The sequence below is a fragment of the Bradyrhizobium sp. ORS 86 genome (genome assembly GCF_045571475.1).
GTDB lineage: Bacteria > Pseudomonadota > Alphaproteobacteria > Rhizobiales > Xanthobacteraceae > Bradyrhizobium.
Genome location: NZ_CP120699.1, coordinates 2,040,446 through 2,055,895, shown reverse-complemented (window position 1 = coordinate 2,055,895; position 15,450 = coordinate 2,040,446). Strand labels below are relative to the sequence as shown.

Here is a 15,450-nt window from a genome sequence, read left to right as displayed (position 1 = left end):
GTTGGCCTTAGCCATCTACCGAATCTTGTAGTAGCCCCCTAATGCCTGGATGTCGTAGACGTCCTTGATCTTCGCTTTGCCCGCCTGCCCGAGACGCGCTGGTCTGCTCTGTTCAATGGTACTCAGCAGCGTCCGCAGGACCGGTTGCGGCTACGATCTCGCTCCGGAACCGATCTGGCTGCCCTCTCAGACAACTCGGCAGCCAGAAGTCCGCTGTCCTGCGCAGCCTGATCAAACCGCCGCCGCCAGACTCTGGTACCAGCCGCCATACTCGCCAGACCTCGATCCGATCGAACAGACCCTCGCCAAGATCAAGCACTGGATGCGTTCCGCCCAGAAGCTCGCGATCGACGATATTTGCCGCCATATCGGCGGCCTTATCTCAACCATCCAGCCCAACGAATGCAGCAACTATTTCCAAAATGCAGGATACGCTTCTATCAAACCTGAAACGCTCTCATTGGCCGCCTGAACCCCGGACCTCGGCAGTAGATTCTATCGTCGCCAGGAGAGTTTGCGTGGCTTGGGGCCAGAGCCGAGACTGCACTCGCGCGGTACTTCGTTCCAGCCTGACGCAAGCAAACGTTCTGGCCCGCCAGCCCTCACATCAGGCGAAGTTAACGCGTGGCATATCCCTTGCTGAATCTCTCGCTGCTGGAATTGCACGTCCAGCTTTGAAACAGGGCGCCGTCGGGACAACGTATTTCGAGCCCGGCGGCGTATCTTTCTGGGAATAGGGGATCAGGCTCATTTCCGGCCTCCGATCAACACACCGTTGCTGGTAGTGCGAAAGCAGCAAACAGGAACACCAGCCAACAGAACAAGCCGATGGTGAAGATGGCGAGTAGCGTGGAGCAAGGTACAGCGGGGGATATTCTGCCAGCTCCTCGATGGAGACGCCGGTCTTCACACGCCGGATTTTCGACTAGCTGACCATGTCGTTCCATCGCCTCGATCAGCACCGGAACAATCACCTTCAACCGCTTGCTGCAAACTCGGTCCGAGGCCTCCCAAAGTAACGCGTGTCTTCGCCGTGATTTTGTAAAGCCGCCGGAAAAAGAAAGAGGGAGGCTGCGCCGGCTTTGCGGCGGGTTGGAGGTCGAGAGAGGCCCGAGGTTGGCCGCCGCGGAGACTGCTCCGATGGCTGCTGCCGTTCTGCCCTGTGTGTCGGCACCGGCGTCAAAAACCGAACACGTAATGACCGACTTGGTATAAGAATGGCTTCGTTACGCGACTATTCTCGCGGCCATCGACCAGAAAGCGGAATTTGCGAGCTTCATTGAAAACTCACATTTCTACGAAAACTGGTCAGGAGCGCACAAGAGTGCGCTCAATTCACGGTTCCGATGCCACCGGAATGAATATCTAATTCATTTGAAGGCGCGAGCGATACGTCGCCCCGCCCGGACCTCCGACCACTCGAAAGCCCGCCGAGTGACATCCCAGTCGTCGCGATCATAGCCCTGTGATCGCCGCAATCGAGATCAAGGCGATCGCCATCGTCAGGAGCCAATGCCTCAAATCTTCAGTTGAAGACGCTCTTTTGGCAGCTGGCGCTTTTTCTGGCGGCACGCACGATGCTGCTACGCTTTGGAGAAGGCACTTGCTGGCCATCATTCATTCTATCTTTCCGCTCGGCCACGTCAGGTTTTGGAAAGCTAACGTGAGTAGCGAAAGAACGAGGAAGCGATGCCAGCGGACTGAATGCACCATGGACCGATACAACACGATCAATCCTGCCGATAACGATTCCGTTGCGTCCGATGCCACCGTGGAACAGTCGCAACGACCGCAAGTGGCGTTTGAGCAACACTTGGGAGAGGCGCGACAGCTCGGCCCGATATATCCTCATAGGGAGCTTCATGACATCACTGAAGAAGACGATCGCCTCATCCAAGCAGCCTCTGGCGCTGCTCTCAAGCGAGGGCCACCGCCGAATGCGACCACCGTCGAAATTTACGACCGTCGGCTTCGCAAATTGGCCGAGGCGCTGAAGCAGTCTGGCCAGTCGATTGCTGGGCTCGATGACGATACGTTGCTTGAGTGCTCCAAGAAGCTACTGCCAACAGACAAGGTCATCGTTGCCGCATTGTCGCTGGTTAGCAAGTACCGCGAGCGGAGCGCCAGCGCTCTCGCAACACATTACCGTCCGTCCAAGGAAGACGCTCGGCTCATCAGAGAGGCGACCGCAGCAGGCTTTGGTCGAACCATCGACGCAAAGACTGCCGGAAATTATGCTAGCTGCCTTCGGAAGCTAGCAGCAGCCCTTCGACCTTTGTCAATTGCCAAGCTCAGCGACAAAGCGCTGCTCGGCCATGCCGACGCTTTATTTCCGAATGACAAGAAAGTCATCTACGCGTTGAATAGGCTGAGCGAGTACCGCGCGATCGCCGGACCGGACAATTTGGGTGGCGAAGGAGGCGTCTCGCGCCTGCCAATGCAGCCTACCGCCGATTTGCCCGTGCAGCTTTTTGATCGTGCGCAGTCTTCGGGGGACGCTGCAGACCAAGACGGCCCCATGCTGGCCGACGATTTCAATGCTCCGCAGGCTTGGCAGGGAATGGATTTAGCCGCTCATTCTCCCGCGCAACGTGGCGCCCGGGATGTGCTTTTCAACGCTGTGGATCGGAGCAGCGTGCTTCCGGACGCTACCTTCGATGCGCCGGTCCCTTGGCAGGGAATGCGTTACGCCACCCACTCGCCCGTGCAAAGTGTCGCCCAGGACGAGCTTTTCGATGCCGCAGATCGCGAGGGCCTGCTGCCAGCCACGCCGTTCAATCAACCAGGCGCTCGTGGGCTTTGGCCAGGGACCAACTCAGCTGCCTGCCCTCCCGCACAAAGTGTCGCTCAAGGAGAGCTGTTCGATGCCGCGGATCGGAACGGCGCTGTGCCTGCTCTCGGTCTCGATGCATCCGAGGTTTGGGCGGCGATGGGACCAGCCACCCAACTGCCCGTGCAAAGCGTTCTTCGAGCGGATCTTTTCGATGCCGCGATCTGGCAGCCCAGCTCACGGCCGCAGAATCCTCTCTTTGAAGAAGACTTTGGACGGATGATGGATCGAGATGCTGCGGTCCCGGCCACGCTTGATCCGACCTCCGCCGTAGCCAGCGAGAGCTTTGATGCGTCCTTGACCGTTCCCGAGGATTTCTCCCATGGCACACAGCCTGCGCCGGACATGATGCGCTCCAAGCTCGGCCGCTGGGGTCTGCTACCGGATGCAGCACAGCGCGTAAAAACCTACGACATTCACGGTGAACGCTATACGGCCGTGTTAGGACCGCGTGGGCGCAGCGATGTTCAGCTCATCCATCTGCGGTCTCCTGCTGTTGGTGATACATTTGATGTTTCGTTCGCCGTGCCCAAGGATTTTCGCCATTGCACGCAACTGGCCCCCGACATGATGCTTTCCACGTTGGGCAAGTGGGACTTCTTGCCTGTTGCGGAACATCCGGTGATGAACTATGAGATTGCCGGCGAACGCTACACGGCTGTGTTGGGGCCGAGAGGATCCAACGACGTTCAACTCATTCATCACCCCAGGCTCGCTTTTTCGGGTGACGCTGCACTTGTGGGGCGGACGGCTACCCAGCATATCTACCGCGCCCTTGCACCCGGGTTTGATCCGCCCGTGTCGTTCGAATTGCGAAGGGACGCTCCTTCTCCGCTGGCACCGAATCTTCCACCGCCGTCTGCCGCATCGGGATCGGGCCATCAACCGTCCCCGCAACTGCCTGAACTCGGAGAGTTGTTCGGCGACGACTGGAGGCACGGCCCCCGAGAGGCTTCGCCTATCGTGATCGACATGCTCCGAAACTTGGACCTTCTGCCGAGCCGGGATGTCCCAATGACCCGCTTTTTGATCCACGGTCAGCCCTATACGGCCGAAAGCCTATCCGAAGGCCGCGTCCTTCTCTTCCATCGGCCGCAATTTGGTTGAACGCATTGCCCGTCGCCCCTTCGGACAGCTGCCGACGGAGATGCGACGGCTGAAACAGCTCGAGGAGAGAACGGCAAACTGAAGAAGCTGGTGGCGGACCTGTCGCTCGATAAAGAGATGCTACAGGACGTGATCCGCCGAAGGCTATGAGGCTTGGCCGGAAGCGCAAGCTGGTCGACGAGGTCTGTGGCGAGTGGCAGGTCTCGATCCGCAGAGCCTGCGCGGCGCCGGAGTTTGACCGCTCGACCTACCAATACAAGTCCCGTCGTTCCAGACAGGCTGCCCTCGAACAGAAGATCAAGGAGATTTGTCATGCCCGCATTCGCTACGGCTATCGCCGCGTTCACGTGCTGCTGCGTCGTGAAGGATGGCGCGACGGCTAGAACAAGACCCGGCGCGTCTACCGCAAGTTGGGCTCTGCAATTGCGCTACAAAGCGCCCAAGCGCCTCGTCAAGGCCAAGCTGCACGATGACCGCAAGCCGGCGACGCGATCCAGCGAGACCTAGGCGATGGACTTCGTCCATAACCAGTGGCAACAGGATACAAGCTTCGCGTGCTTACGATCATCGATATCTTGTCGCGGTTCTCACCGGCGCTGGCGCCACGGTTCACCTTCCGCGGCGCCGACGTCGTTGCGGTGCTGGAAAAGGGCCTGCAAGGAAGCGGGCTTCCCGGCGACGATCCGCCTCGATCAAGGCAGCGAGTTCGTGTCGCGCGATCTTGACATGTGGGCCTACCAGCGCGTCGTCACGCTGGACTTCTCGCGGCCCGGCAAGCCAACCGACACGGACGTTGTCGACAAGCCCCATGTCGCAAAAGCCTTGCTTTGTCGGGATCGCGGCTTTGCCCGCCACCGCGTATACTCCTTCTCGGCGTCGCGTCCTCGTTCCTCAGCCCTCTTCGGGGGGATGTTGTAATCATAATACGATCCACGCTGGGCATGGCTGGTGGGTAGCCCAGCGCGCAGTTCGATGTTCCGAACTTGCGTGCCAGCAGGCCGGCCTCGTCTAGATGTAATCAGCGCTACTGGTCAGCATATGCCAGATGATCATCGCAAGCTTCCGCGCCGTCGCGACTGCCGCGATGTGCTTGCCGCGTCGTGAAGCCACACGCTGGAAGAATGCACGTAGCGGTCCCGGCGAACGGGCGACAGCCCATGCTGCTTCGACGCGCATTCCGCGAGCTTGGCGGCGGCCCTGCTTGGTGATCCTGCCATGGTAAGCGGCCCTCGCCAGACTGCCTCACAACCGGGTTTAGCCCCAGGTAGCTCACCAGTCTGGTCGGATCGGCAACGCGCCGAATGTCACCGACGGCAGCGGCCACGCCCGAAGCCACCGACATATCCACACCCGACAGCATCATCAGCCGCCGGACGACCCGATCGAACATCGCTTCACGCGCGATATCCGCCTCGACCTCCTTCTACGCCCCCTGGACCAGGTCGATCTGCGCCAGGTGCCGCTTGATTGCGGCACGCTCGTCGGCAGGTCCTACCTGGGCGGCGATCCACCTGCGACCGCCAATCCTTCCAAGGTTGAGGTGCGGACAGGGCCGAATGAGGTGGGCGTGAAGGATCGACTGAATGAGGTTCTTCAAGCGCACCCGCTGACGCACGAGCTGCGTACGGCGCGCCACTCGCCGTCGCAGGGCCATAGTGCGCTCATCGGGTACCCAGACCTCCGGAAGAGATCCGGTGGCGTACAACTGTGCGAGCCCGGTAGCATCAATCGCATCCCTCTTGACCTTCGCGCGTGCGATCAACCGCATCTGCATCGGGCTGGCTATGACAATACGGTCGACATACGGTGCCAGAACTACGACAACGGCCGCGGCACTGCCGGTCGCCTCGACAACCACGTGATCGTCATGGGTGAGTTCTTCCTGGCGAAAGCCTCCAAGCTGTCACGGGTTATGGGAATGCGGCCGAGCTGGTTAGATGACTCTCGAGCAGCGCCACGGCCTCGGCTGCCACGCGATGGATGTCCATGCCAATGATGCGCATCTCTCCCTCCATGGTCAGTGCGACAGGGAGCTGCCGGCAACACGACAATTACGGATCCACGCTCGCAGCGCATCCGGGCTAGTCGCAGGGGCGGCCAAATAACGACCTCGCACTCGCAGTTCATGTCAGTGCGACGGCTTGCCCGCACGTGCGTGCTCCCGGTGGCCCGAGGCCCGGATCGGTCTACGCTAATGGGCCAGATCGAGTCTGGAAACCGGGACATCGGCCACATCATGCCGGATAACGCCTTCATCGAGTTCTTCAGCGGTAAGTCCCAGGCCCACTTCAGTCCACTTATCTGATCATCCATTCGCAACAAGGGACGTGCCCTCTAAGAGCTCCACGAGCGCTTGAGCGTCAGATGCAGAGATCGTTGGAGATAGGTAAACGACCGGCTGCTTGGCGCGGATGTGTCGAGCCAGCAAGCCTTCTTCATTGCCACATACGACCACGCCGCGTGCACCTGCTGATTCGAGGTACTCCGCTAGATCAATTGCGATACAGGTCTCATCTGGGGTTCGGCCGGTCGTAAGGGTGGCCGTGCCGTGCCAAGGAGTACGCTTCCTCGTTGGACTCACGTGAACGGTAAAATGGCCAGAAGATTCCGGTTTTTGGTGGATTGACATACGCAGTGCATTCGGAAACACCGCGGCGACATCATCGAAGCCTACCGGATTTTTCGAACCTGTATTGGCCTCATATGCCGAGCAATATAAAGCGGCTCCCCGCAAGGATTCGTCAATCAACCGCCGACGCAATCGCTCGAGCTTCTCATCATCCTGAGGCAGGTATATTGTCTGCATGGCTTCGACGTAGAGCCGCTTCTCGTCCAGCCCGGTTTGGCGCGCAGCATCAGATATGCAAGAATGTTCGAGAGAAAATAAAATTGGCTCGAAGAGAGGTCTTAACACTCCCTCCTCATCAATTTCGGATAGTTCTTTGTGCATTTCATCGCGTCCGCGCGTGGACCATATAGCGGGTAGAATTCTCTCGACATCCGATAGGAAGGCAGCTTTGCGTTTAGCGTAGTAACGCATGGCCGCTTTGTGACCAGATGTGTCTTGGATGCTTTTCTTAATTTCCGCGTAATCAATAAGACGGAAGAATCGTTGATCAATCGAGAATGCCTCTAACGCATCAGATAGGACTTCGCGATATTCAGCGATTTGTTCCAACGAAACTGTGTCGAAGCAGGGATAGCGCCCGGCATCACGACATGCAAGAATTCGCACCGGTATGACAGGAGCGTCTTTAAACGAGAACCAGCTGCGTATTGGAATGGACGATACCGCAAGCTCGACGAGTAGACGAACAAAAGTGGGTTCATGGTTTACTTGAAGGATCGGAGGATTCGCCGCAGCCTTCCGAAGGAACTTTCGAGTCGCAGCGCATTCTTTTGGGTTTTTAATAAGCTTCTCACATTCCTGGATGGCTGCTTCAAAGAGATGCTTTACGCCGCACTTCTCGTCTGTCGCAGCCGATTGAGCGCATTCGCGGGCGCCGTCTCCTACCCGTTTGGCGACATCTTCGATCAGCTTTGCCATCTTCTTCTGCGCGACGTGGCACGCACGTGACAAGCTGTAGAGGAACATCAGAGTATAAAACTCTCCCATGTCGGGAAGTGTTCCACGGTTCTTCAGCGGCGTTGACGTCCGAAATGGGAGGAGCAAAATTGCGAACTCGACCTCGCCATTTCGTTCAATTACACGAGAGATTTGGCAGCATCGCTCGTATCGGCCCGCCTCGCTGATGAAGCCTTTTCGAATAGACTTTTCGGTCACCACTTCACAAATCAGCGCCGCGGGACCAATCTCCCCCAAGCGCTCGTTCCGCAGCACGCGATTCACTGCCTTTGACGAAAGATTGGTTACCAGCTGGTCTCCCGAACGCTGCAATGAGCTTATTATTGCGCGCTCGAACGCCTTGGCATCGATCTTCAGAGATTCAGCATTAGAGTCTCCGCGACGGGCGAGGGCTTCAATTCGCGTCAAACGCTCAAACGTGCTGCCGAGCGCATCAGTATTGTATTCGATTTTCTGGAACATCCTAGGATCTGTACCTAACGACCGAGTGAAGCGCTCCAAGTTTGCCGGAGGCAATTTGGTTTAAGTTGTGCTGCAGACATGCGTCCCCATTGGCCGCTTGAGTAAGGCCATCGTCGGCCTTTTGTCTCCAGTGACCTGTTCCTGAGTGCTCCCTTCAGATGATGTTTGAGTCCGGCTTGAGCCGCGGCCCAATGCCGTATCGCCGCAAGGGAATGGTCTGTTTCCCATTGCACCAAATTCCGCAGTGAACGCTCCGGCACGCCGTTGGAATCGCTGACATCGCAAGTTTCAACCGCCCTACCGGGCGAGCTCAGCAACGCATTATCCGCAAGCAAGATGGTCGTAAGTTGTCTTCGTCTTCATACTACACCTCCTATTGGAGGCGTTTGATTGCGAGCGTGCTTTGCCATCCAATTTCGAACGCGCGTGCACGCAGATGCGCGAGCGAAGCAAAGCCGTCATTGCCCAGACGTCGGCCGCTCGCCCTGGCGGTCAGACCTGATGGCAGAACTCAATACGAAAGGAAGGCTATTTCCCCTTGGGTCGGCCGTGATGAAACCAAATCCACTCACGGAGGCGCGCCCCCATTGCTCGTAACTTTGATTTTCAACGTCCTGGAGCTCACCCCCTGGCGCATCACGCTTGTCCCTTAGCGACCCGCCGAGCCTGACCGAACATTATCGCCTGATCCCTGCGGCACCGGGCGAGGTTGATCGTTTTCATGGTACCGTCAAAAAATGCGAGCTCCTATGGTCTTTGATCGCACACAGCCCCTTCATTCTGCAGCGGACCAACCCGACAAAGCAGGCGGCCTGCGCGCAACTAGCAAGCAGCGGAGCAAAAACCGGACCAAATCGCGCGATGCGTTCACCGTGCGCCACCAGTTGAACGCAGCAACCACGCGGCGGCCCTTCTGTGTGAAAACAGGCGCTGCCTGTTCGTCGCCCAACAATTTTGTCGCAAACTCGCCATTGCGCGGGAGCACAACGACTGCCCCGCCCGACAATTAGAGCGCCTTTCCTATTCATTTTTGCTGGCGATCGCCGCGATCGGTTCAAGGTCTGAATGGGGCGCAAGAGCTGGGCATTTTTGTTGCACTCATCGCCGTGAGCTTCGTCCTGGCATGCGTCAGCCAGGTGTCGCGCACCGGAACGCCGAGCCCGGCCACCTCAAGCTAGACGACGTGTAGAGCAAGTGAAATGCAACGCGCGCGACCTGACTGGTCGAAATGTTCGGCCGCGACTAGAGCTTCAGACGGATCGAGGATGGCTAGCCAATTTACTCGGGAGAAGCCGGAGCCGGTCCTGGTTCCGGCAGACGAACGCTTGACCGGCCGCGCCGTGTGGGGAGCAACTATCGGCAATATTCTGGAATTCTACGACTTCGGGACCTATAGCTTTTTCGCGATCCAGATCGGCCAGGCGTTCTTCCCGGCAAGCGACTCGTTCGCCAGCCTCATGTTGTCGCTCGCAACGTTCGGCGCGGGTTTTGTGACCAGACCGATCGGGGCTATGGTGCTCGGCTCCTACTCGGATCGGGCCGGTCGGCGGCCCGCGATGACCATCAGCTTTGCCATGATGAGCGCGGCGATCCTAGTGTTGGCGCTTACGCCCTCGTACGAGGCAGTGGGAATTGCCGCTCCATTGCTGGTCATTTTCGCACGTTTGGTGCAGGGCTTTGCGCTGGGCGGTGAAGTTGGCCCGACGACTGCCTATTTGCTGGAGGCGGCGCCGGTCGAAGGGCGCGGTCTTGCTGTCTCGTTTCAGCCTGCCAGCCAACAGATCGCCGCAACGGCCGGCGCGCTTGTCGGAGAAATACTCTCCCTGACCATGACAAGCGAGGCGCTCAATGCGTACGGATGGCGGATCGCGCTCCTGCTCGGCGCCGCTACGCTGCCGTTCGGATTTTGGCTGCGGAGCGCCTTGCCCGAAACGTTGCACCGCCCCGAAGCGGCGGCTCCCGTCGTCCAGTCTGTCAAGAGATCGCCTGCCGCTCGCCGCATCATGAGCCTTGGATTCGTCATTTTGGCGAGCTGCACGATTATCACCTACGTCACGGAGTATATGACCACCTATGCGCTGCACACCCTGCAAGTTTCTGCGCCTCTCGCCTTTGCCACCACGCTCATCAGTAATGCGGTCGGAATCGCTGCCGCATTGCTGGGCGGTTGGCTTGTGGATCGGGCCGGACGTCGGCACGTCATGATATGGCCGCAGATCACTGCGTTGCTGATGACTTATCCCGTGTTCTTGTGGATCGCAGAGAGCCGCAGTGCCGTCGCACTTCTTGGAGGTCTCGGCGCGCTCACCCTCATCGGAACCATTCCGTATAGCGCCTTCTATGTGAGTCTCGTCGAAGGTTTACCCAAGAACATTCGCGGCGGCGCCTTCGCGACGATTTATGCCTTTGCGATAGCGATCTTTGGGGGCACAGCTCAGCCCGTCGTCGCCGGGCTGATCCACGTGACCGGGAACGCGCTGGCGCCCGCCTGGTATATGCTTGTCGCCAGCGCGGCCGGGCTCTTTGCCATGCTCATGATGCCCGAGACCGCACCGCCGACAACTCAGATCGCCGCGAACAAGCGAAGCCCGGCATAGCCGCCGGATACTGTGATCACGGCTGCCCACAAGTGGCACTCTGCCGCGAGACGGCCAGGTAACTAGATCCCGAGGCGAGAGAACCGCATCGACGCGTATTCTGCCTCGGCAGACCGATACCACGGGTTGGCGCCAACTGCGTTATTCAACAAAGATCTACAGAATGCAGGTGTGAGCTTGCCGCGGTGGATCACGACGTTTTCGTGTCCCATCGCGGCTCGCGCGTTCTGCCAGTGCCGATTGTAGCCGCGCTGTTCATGGGACTTCACATGGCAAGCGGCGAAGTCGGCGTCACCCAGCATCGCCAACTGCCACGCAGATACCGGCCGCGTTGTATGGATGTGCACCCACATCGGACTCGGCATCGCGCGGTTGCGCAACGCCTTGGGCTGCAGCTTGATCTCGAACAACGTCCCCGGATCGCCGTTCAACGCGCGCGGTTGATCCGGAGGCGCCAACTCCCCCGCCGCTTGCAATTGTTCAAGGTAATTCTGCGAGGGAAACGCATAGGTTTTCATGCAATCGACTGTGATCGCCGTCCTTTGCGCGTTCAAAGCGTTTGCTTGACCCTGCACCTCAGACAACATCGCCTTGAGTCGTACTATTTTGCTGTGCACTTCGCGCACCTGCAAAGGCGTGAGGAGGCCACTGCGACGGAGCTCCTCCAGCGCGGCCACACAGGCCTCACTCTCAGCGGCCTGCCTCTGCAGGCGCTCAATGACGGTGCCAACGACGTGGTCGGCATCTTCGGGTTTCATCTGGCGGGTTTGCGAGACGGCACTTTGCTGACCGGGCAGGTCGAACTCCAAGAGTTCGTCCAATCGAGAGAGCAGTCCGGTCAGTGCCTTCCTAGAGGGTGGAGCCTGCCACATCGCCAGGTGTGCGGTTGCCGACGAAGACGCGATCGCGTGTGCTTCCTCCACGCTCGCGAGTTTCTTCGTGCCCAGATCCGAGAGCACGACAACTTTGGCTGTCGGGGCCCTGCCGGCGTCGGGCTTGGCGAGCTGCGGCTCGGGCCGCCCCGTCGAACTGCCCTCGCCTGCGGCCGGTGCGCGCTTGCCCTTCCCCTTTCTGCGCCCTGCACTCCCTTCAGCCGCTGCAGTATTTTGCGCTATCGCAGCCTCGGCCAGCGGTTCAATCATGGCTGGCGTCTTTGGCTGCACTGCCATCAGCCGCATGACTTCGTGCGCCGTGACCCACGCACCTTCGACGATCTGGTCCAATAGTTCCAACGGCAGGTCGCCCGCCGTTCCGGCATCCTTTAGACCGACAACGATGCCGTGCACGCCTAAAGCAAACTCCGAAAGCCGCTCCATGACCCCTTCAAGGACAGCGCAGTGCTCTGCATCGAGTGGCCGTCCTCCGCCGTTCAGAACAGCGTCGGACGCCGAGAGGAATGCCGGAAAGACATCCTCAATGAAGGTCCCGAGCAGACGTACCCGCCCGTCCTCACCCACGAGGGCCTCGCGCACGGCTGGTTGGAACGTGCTCGCCAGCGGCCCAATCAAGACCTGCGCAAGAGCAATCCGCGATTGCAGATACATGCACTTCGTATACAGTGCCCAGCCTGTATGCAGCCGTAGCGTAGACTCTTCGGCCTGTCGCATTTCGGGCGAGGCGCTTGGTAAGTCAGCGGTGGCTGCACAGACGGACTGCATCCGCTCCGAGCGCAATGCCTTCTTTCCCCACCACTCCATGCAGTCGATATAGTGCTTCGACACACCGGCGACGACTCGGCTCAGCTGATGGGACGGCGCATTACTTTTGCGCGTATCTTCGAGAACTTCAGCCGCCTTCTTCCTGCTCTTCTCAAAGCCGTAGATAATCGGGGTGGCCACGACGTTACATTGGTTCCCCGCATCCAGCGTCCCGTCGCGGAGTCGGCGAGCCTGATCGTCGGGCAGGATGCGACGCGCCAAATCCGGCCGCAGGCTTGCGTAGTAGTCCAGAACTTCCGATCCTGCGCCAACGACTTGATCGATCAGCTCTTGCGCCTGCTCAGGGCTTTGGGCTTGCATGGCCGCATTGCGGCTGACATCAAAGTTCTCAAGCAGGCGGCCAATCTTTCGCTTCGCTGCCTTGATTTCGCCGATTCTTGGGGCGGCCACAGCCGAACTTGGCGGGTGGCTAGCATGTGGTGTCGCTCGATCTTGCCGCCCAGAATGCATCCGCTCCAAGGCGGCGTCGAAAAATTGGCTGCCTTCCCCGGGGACGAGGCTGGAGGATCCCCGGGCGCTGTCCGCGGGTGCAGCCTCACCGTGCGATTGGCCAGATCGATCAATGCCCGTCATATTCCAACTCCGATATGGTCGAGAATGCGCGCCCTGTCTGGATAGGTCTCCTGGCTGACGAGCAGCTGACGAAGGGCATTCCCGTCGATGAACAAGAAAATCAGAATCACCGTGGGCTCCAGTTCCGCGATAGCCGCGGTGGTGCTAGCGGCCGCGATGAGGGATGCCCGCGTTAGGTGGGCGATAGTAAGCTGCAGTGGATTAGGGCGATCTTGTTCTGCCTCGCAGGCAGACCGCCATAAGGATCTGCGCTGTCAAGCTCTGCCGGCATCGGCGGTGACGGCGATCCTTAAGAGCCCGCCGATACCGGCGGCTTTGTCTAGATGGACTTGGAAATTCCAAACACCGCACAACCGCCACAAGAATGCTAGCGTCCCGAAACGGACGGCAGGATTGTGGTGAGGCAAACGGGCGCCTTCGGTCTGCCGCACGCGTCCTATTCTCCGGGAAGGAGATGCAAGTCTCCGACCGAAGATTTTCCGGATCCAACGCTCAGACGCCAAACCAGACCAGAGGTAGAACGCCCGTCAACACATCGCCTTCCGCTCGTTCGAATCGAGCATAGCCGGCTTGCGATACTCGTCCTCAACGTACAGCACATCCCCAATCGGCTCATAGAAATATCGCAGCAGGCGCGTCGAGTGCCACCCGCTGTTTGACAAACTGGCGCTCGATGTCCGACAGGCCCGTCTCCAGCAGCCGATGATAGCGCTGGACGGTGTTGCGGCGAGCGCGGATGCGAGTAAATCTTCATCAAGCAGGGTCGTTACTCCTGACAGGCGTCACGGTCCTTTTCGGTGTTGAGACAGCGAGGATCTCACCCTGCACAATATATTCAGGCCGGAATGGCTACCTGGCGCACTCCATCGCGGCGGCGGGTGCTTCCGACAGATCACGTCGCCGCCTTGCAATTTTTTTTGCGCACCCCTTGAAACGCCCTTGCGTTTTCCTAACTCATTTTTCGCCGCGAGAGCGGTGTGCCGGACGCCTTTACGGGTCCGGCGCGGGCGCCGGGCTGGGTATCGGACCCGCTCTGACTCCTGCCTTGCGCTCCTTGTATCCATCTTGCTCTTTGGAGGACTTGGCTATGAGGACCACCTTTGATTTCGCGCCCCTGTGGCGCTCCACGATCGGCTTCGATCACTTGGTCGATCTCGTGGACAGCACGCTGCGGCAGGCAGGCGAAGACCACTATCCCCCCTACAATATCGAACGCTTCGGCGACGACCACTATCGGATCTCGCTTGCGGTTGCCGGCTTCGCGGCCGACGACATCACAGTGACGGCCGAGCAGAACGCACTCGCCGTCGAGGGCAGAAAGCCCGAGAACGCGGCCGGCGAGTTCCTGTACCGGGGCATCTCCGCCCGTCCGTTCCGGCGCGTGTTCAATCTCGCCGACTATGTCCAGGTGAAGGAGGCCTCCTTCCGCGACGGACTACTGATCATCGACCTCGTCCGCGAGGTGCCGGAGGCCATGAAGCCGCGCCGGATTCAGATCGGAAGCGGCGCCGCTTTCGCCTCGCCGATCGAGCAGAAGGCGGCCTGACACCTAATTGAGGTGCGACAGCGGAACGCGGCGCGTGTGCGTGGCCGCGTTCCATGGCTCATGCAACGAAGGAGAAAACCATGGCAGTTCGTGATCTCATTCCCTGGTCAAGAAACCAGGAGCTCGCGCCGGCCCGCGGCACCCGCGATCCGTTCATGACGCTTCATCGCGAAATGAACCGACTGTTCGACGATGTCTTCCGCGGCTTCGGCGGAACGGGCCTGTCCCCGCTGATGGAAGGGCAATTCGGCTGGCCCCGGATTGAACTCAGCGAGACTGACAAGGCGCTGACGATATCGGCCGAGCTTCCCGGTATGACCGAGAACGACGTCCAGGTCGAAATCGCGAATGGGGTGCTGACGATCCGCGGCGAGAAGAAGAGCGAACGCAAGGATGAAGGCAGATACTTCAGCGAGCGCTACTACGGCTCGTTCCAGCGGCAGATTGCGCTTGAGAACGTCGAGGAGGACAAGGCCGAGGCGTCGTTCAAGAACGGCATCCTGACCATCTCACTGCCGAAGTCCGAGAATCCGCGAGCGGGCATCAAGCGCATCGCGATCAGCACGCAATAGAGGAGGCCATCACGGGCGGCGACCACCGCCGCCCCCCGGCCTCACCGAAAACCCGTCCTGGGAAAAAAGGAGTCTAAGGCAGACAAAGCGAATGCCCCACGAACGTGGGCAATCTTCCTCCCCTCCGCCCGCCTGGAATCGGCAATTCCGATCGGGCGGCAACTGCTCCGATCCTGATCGGAGATCCATGCCACAAACGGAACTTACGTTCTGGCCGGGGGACGGCCAATGCCAATCAATCGCGTGCTAGAAGGCGGCAAATATACGCCGGAAGAAATTGAGATCTTAAACGAGGCCTTCAACCTCGCTCTACGCTCGATGGGCCTGGTTGATCGTAACGATCCGCTTTGCGAGATGGTGGCCCGCAAGGTTGTCGAGGCCAGCAGGACGTGCATTGGCGAGCCGAAAGACATCGCGGAAACGGCCGTAGCCCGCATCGCTCTACGATAGGCGATAGGC

9 protein-coding genes and 2 pseudogenes are annotated in these 15,450 nt (G+C 59.4%); 7 read left to right on the top strand and 4 right to left on the bottom strand.

The features are described from left to right. Positions 1 to 194 precede the first annotated feature (194 nt). From P6U25_RS09345 to P6U25_RS09335, 3 genes and pseudogenes are all read left to right on the top strand, one after another. Positions 195 to 472 (top strand): annotated as a pseudogene (locus tag P6U25_RS09345) (transposase); the annotation flags it as partial. Positions 473 to 1,465: 993 nt separating this feature from the next. Beyond that, the gene (locus P6U25_RS09340; RefSeq protein WP_280973349.1) at positions 1,466 to 3,937 is read left to right on the top strand and encodes a hypothetical protein; all 2,472 of its coding nucleotides are present in this window, start codon (positions 1,466 to 1,468) and stop codon (positions 3,935 to 3,937) included. 22 nt (positions 3,938 to 3,959) lie between these two features. After that, positions 3,960 to 4,738 (top strand): annotated as a pseudogene (locus P6U25_RS09335) (DDE-type integrase/transposase/recombinase); the annotation flags it as partial. A 223-nt stretch (positions 4,739 to 4,961) separates the two neighbouring features. Here the strand turns inward: P6U25_RS09335 and P6U25_RS09330 are convergent. The 3 genes from P6U25_RS09330 to P6U25_RS09320 form a co-directional block, all read right to left on the bottom strand. Continuing rightward, complete coding sequence (locus P6U25_RS09330; protein ID WP_407152474.1) at positions 4,962 to 5,279, bottom strand: transposase; 318 nt, start codon at positions 5,277 to 5,279, stop codon at positions 4,962 to 4,964. Between the two features lie 81 nt (positions 5,280 to 5,360). Continuing rightward, on the bottom strand, positions 5,361 to 5,795 hold the full coding sequence (locus P6U25_RS09325) for a transposase (protein WP_280973351.1): 435 nt from the start codon (positions 5,793 to 5,795) through the stop codon (positions 5,361 to 5,363). A 447-nt stretch (positions 5,796 to 6,242) separates the two neighbouring features. Further along, positions 6,243 to 7,985, bottom strand: coding sequence for an L-tyrosine/L-tryptophan isonitrile synthase family protein (locus P6U25_RS09320; protein ID WP_280973352.1), 1,743 nt, complete (start codon positions 7,983 to 7,985; stop codon positions 6,243 to 6,245). A gap of 1,265 nt (positions 7,986 to 9,250) precedes the next feature. Here P6U25_RS09320 and P6U25_RS09315 point away from each other — a divergent pair. Next, the gene (locus P6U25_RS09315; protein WP_407151078.1) at positions 9,251 to 10,582 is read left to right on the top strand and encodes an MFS transporter; all 1,332 of its coding nucleotides are present in this window, start codon (positions 9,251 to 9,253) and stop codon (positions 10,580 to 10,582) included. A 62-nt stretch (positions 10,583 to 10,644) separates the two neighbouring features. On the opposite strand, the gene P6U25_RS09310 is transcribed toward P6U25_RS09315, so the two are convergent. Beyond that, on the bottom strand, positions 10,645 to 12,873 hold the full coding sequence (locus P6U25_RS09310; RefSeq protein ID WP_407151077.1) for a hypothetical protein: 2,229 nt from the start codon (positions 12,871 to 12,873) through the stop codon (positions 10,645 to 10,647). Positions 12,874 to 13,960: 1,087 nt separating this feature from the next. On the opposite strand from P6U25_RS09310, the gene P6U25_RS09305 reads away from it, so the two are divergent. The 3 genes from P6U25_RS09305 (at position 13,961) to P6U25_RS09295 (ending at position 15,441) form a co-directional block, all read left to right on the top strand. Beyond that, the gene (locus P6U25_RS09305; protein WP_280973355.1) at positions 13,961 to 14,419 is read left to right on the top strand and encodes an Hsp20 family protein; all 459 of its coding nucleotides are present in this window, start codon (positions 13,961 to 13,963) and stop codon (positions 14,417 to 14,419) included. A gap of 80 nt (positions 14,420 to 14,499) precedes the next feature. Further along, positions 14,500 to 14,991, top strand: coding sequence for an Hsp20/alpha crystallin family protein (locus P6U25_RS09300; RefSeq protein ID WP_407151076.1), 492 nt, complete (start codon positions 14,500 to 14,502; stop codon positions 14,989 to 14,991). Between the two features lie 228 nt (positions 14,992 to 15,219). Then, on the top strand, positions 15,220 to 15,441 hold the full coding sequence (locus P6U25_RS09295; RefSeq protein ID WP_280973357.1) for a hypothetical protein: 222 nt from the start codon (positions 15,220 to 15,222) through the stop codon (positions 15,439 to 15,441). Positions 15,442 to 15,450 lie beyond the last annotated feature (9 nt).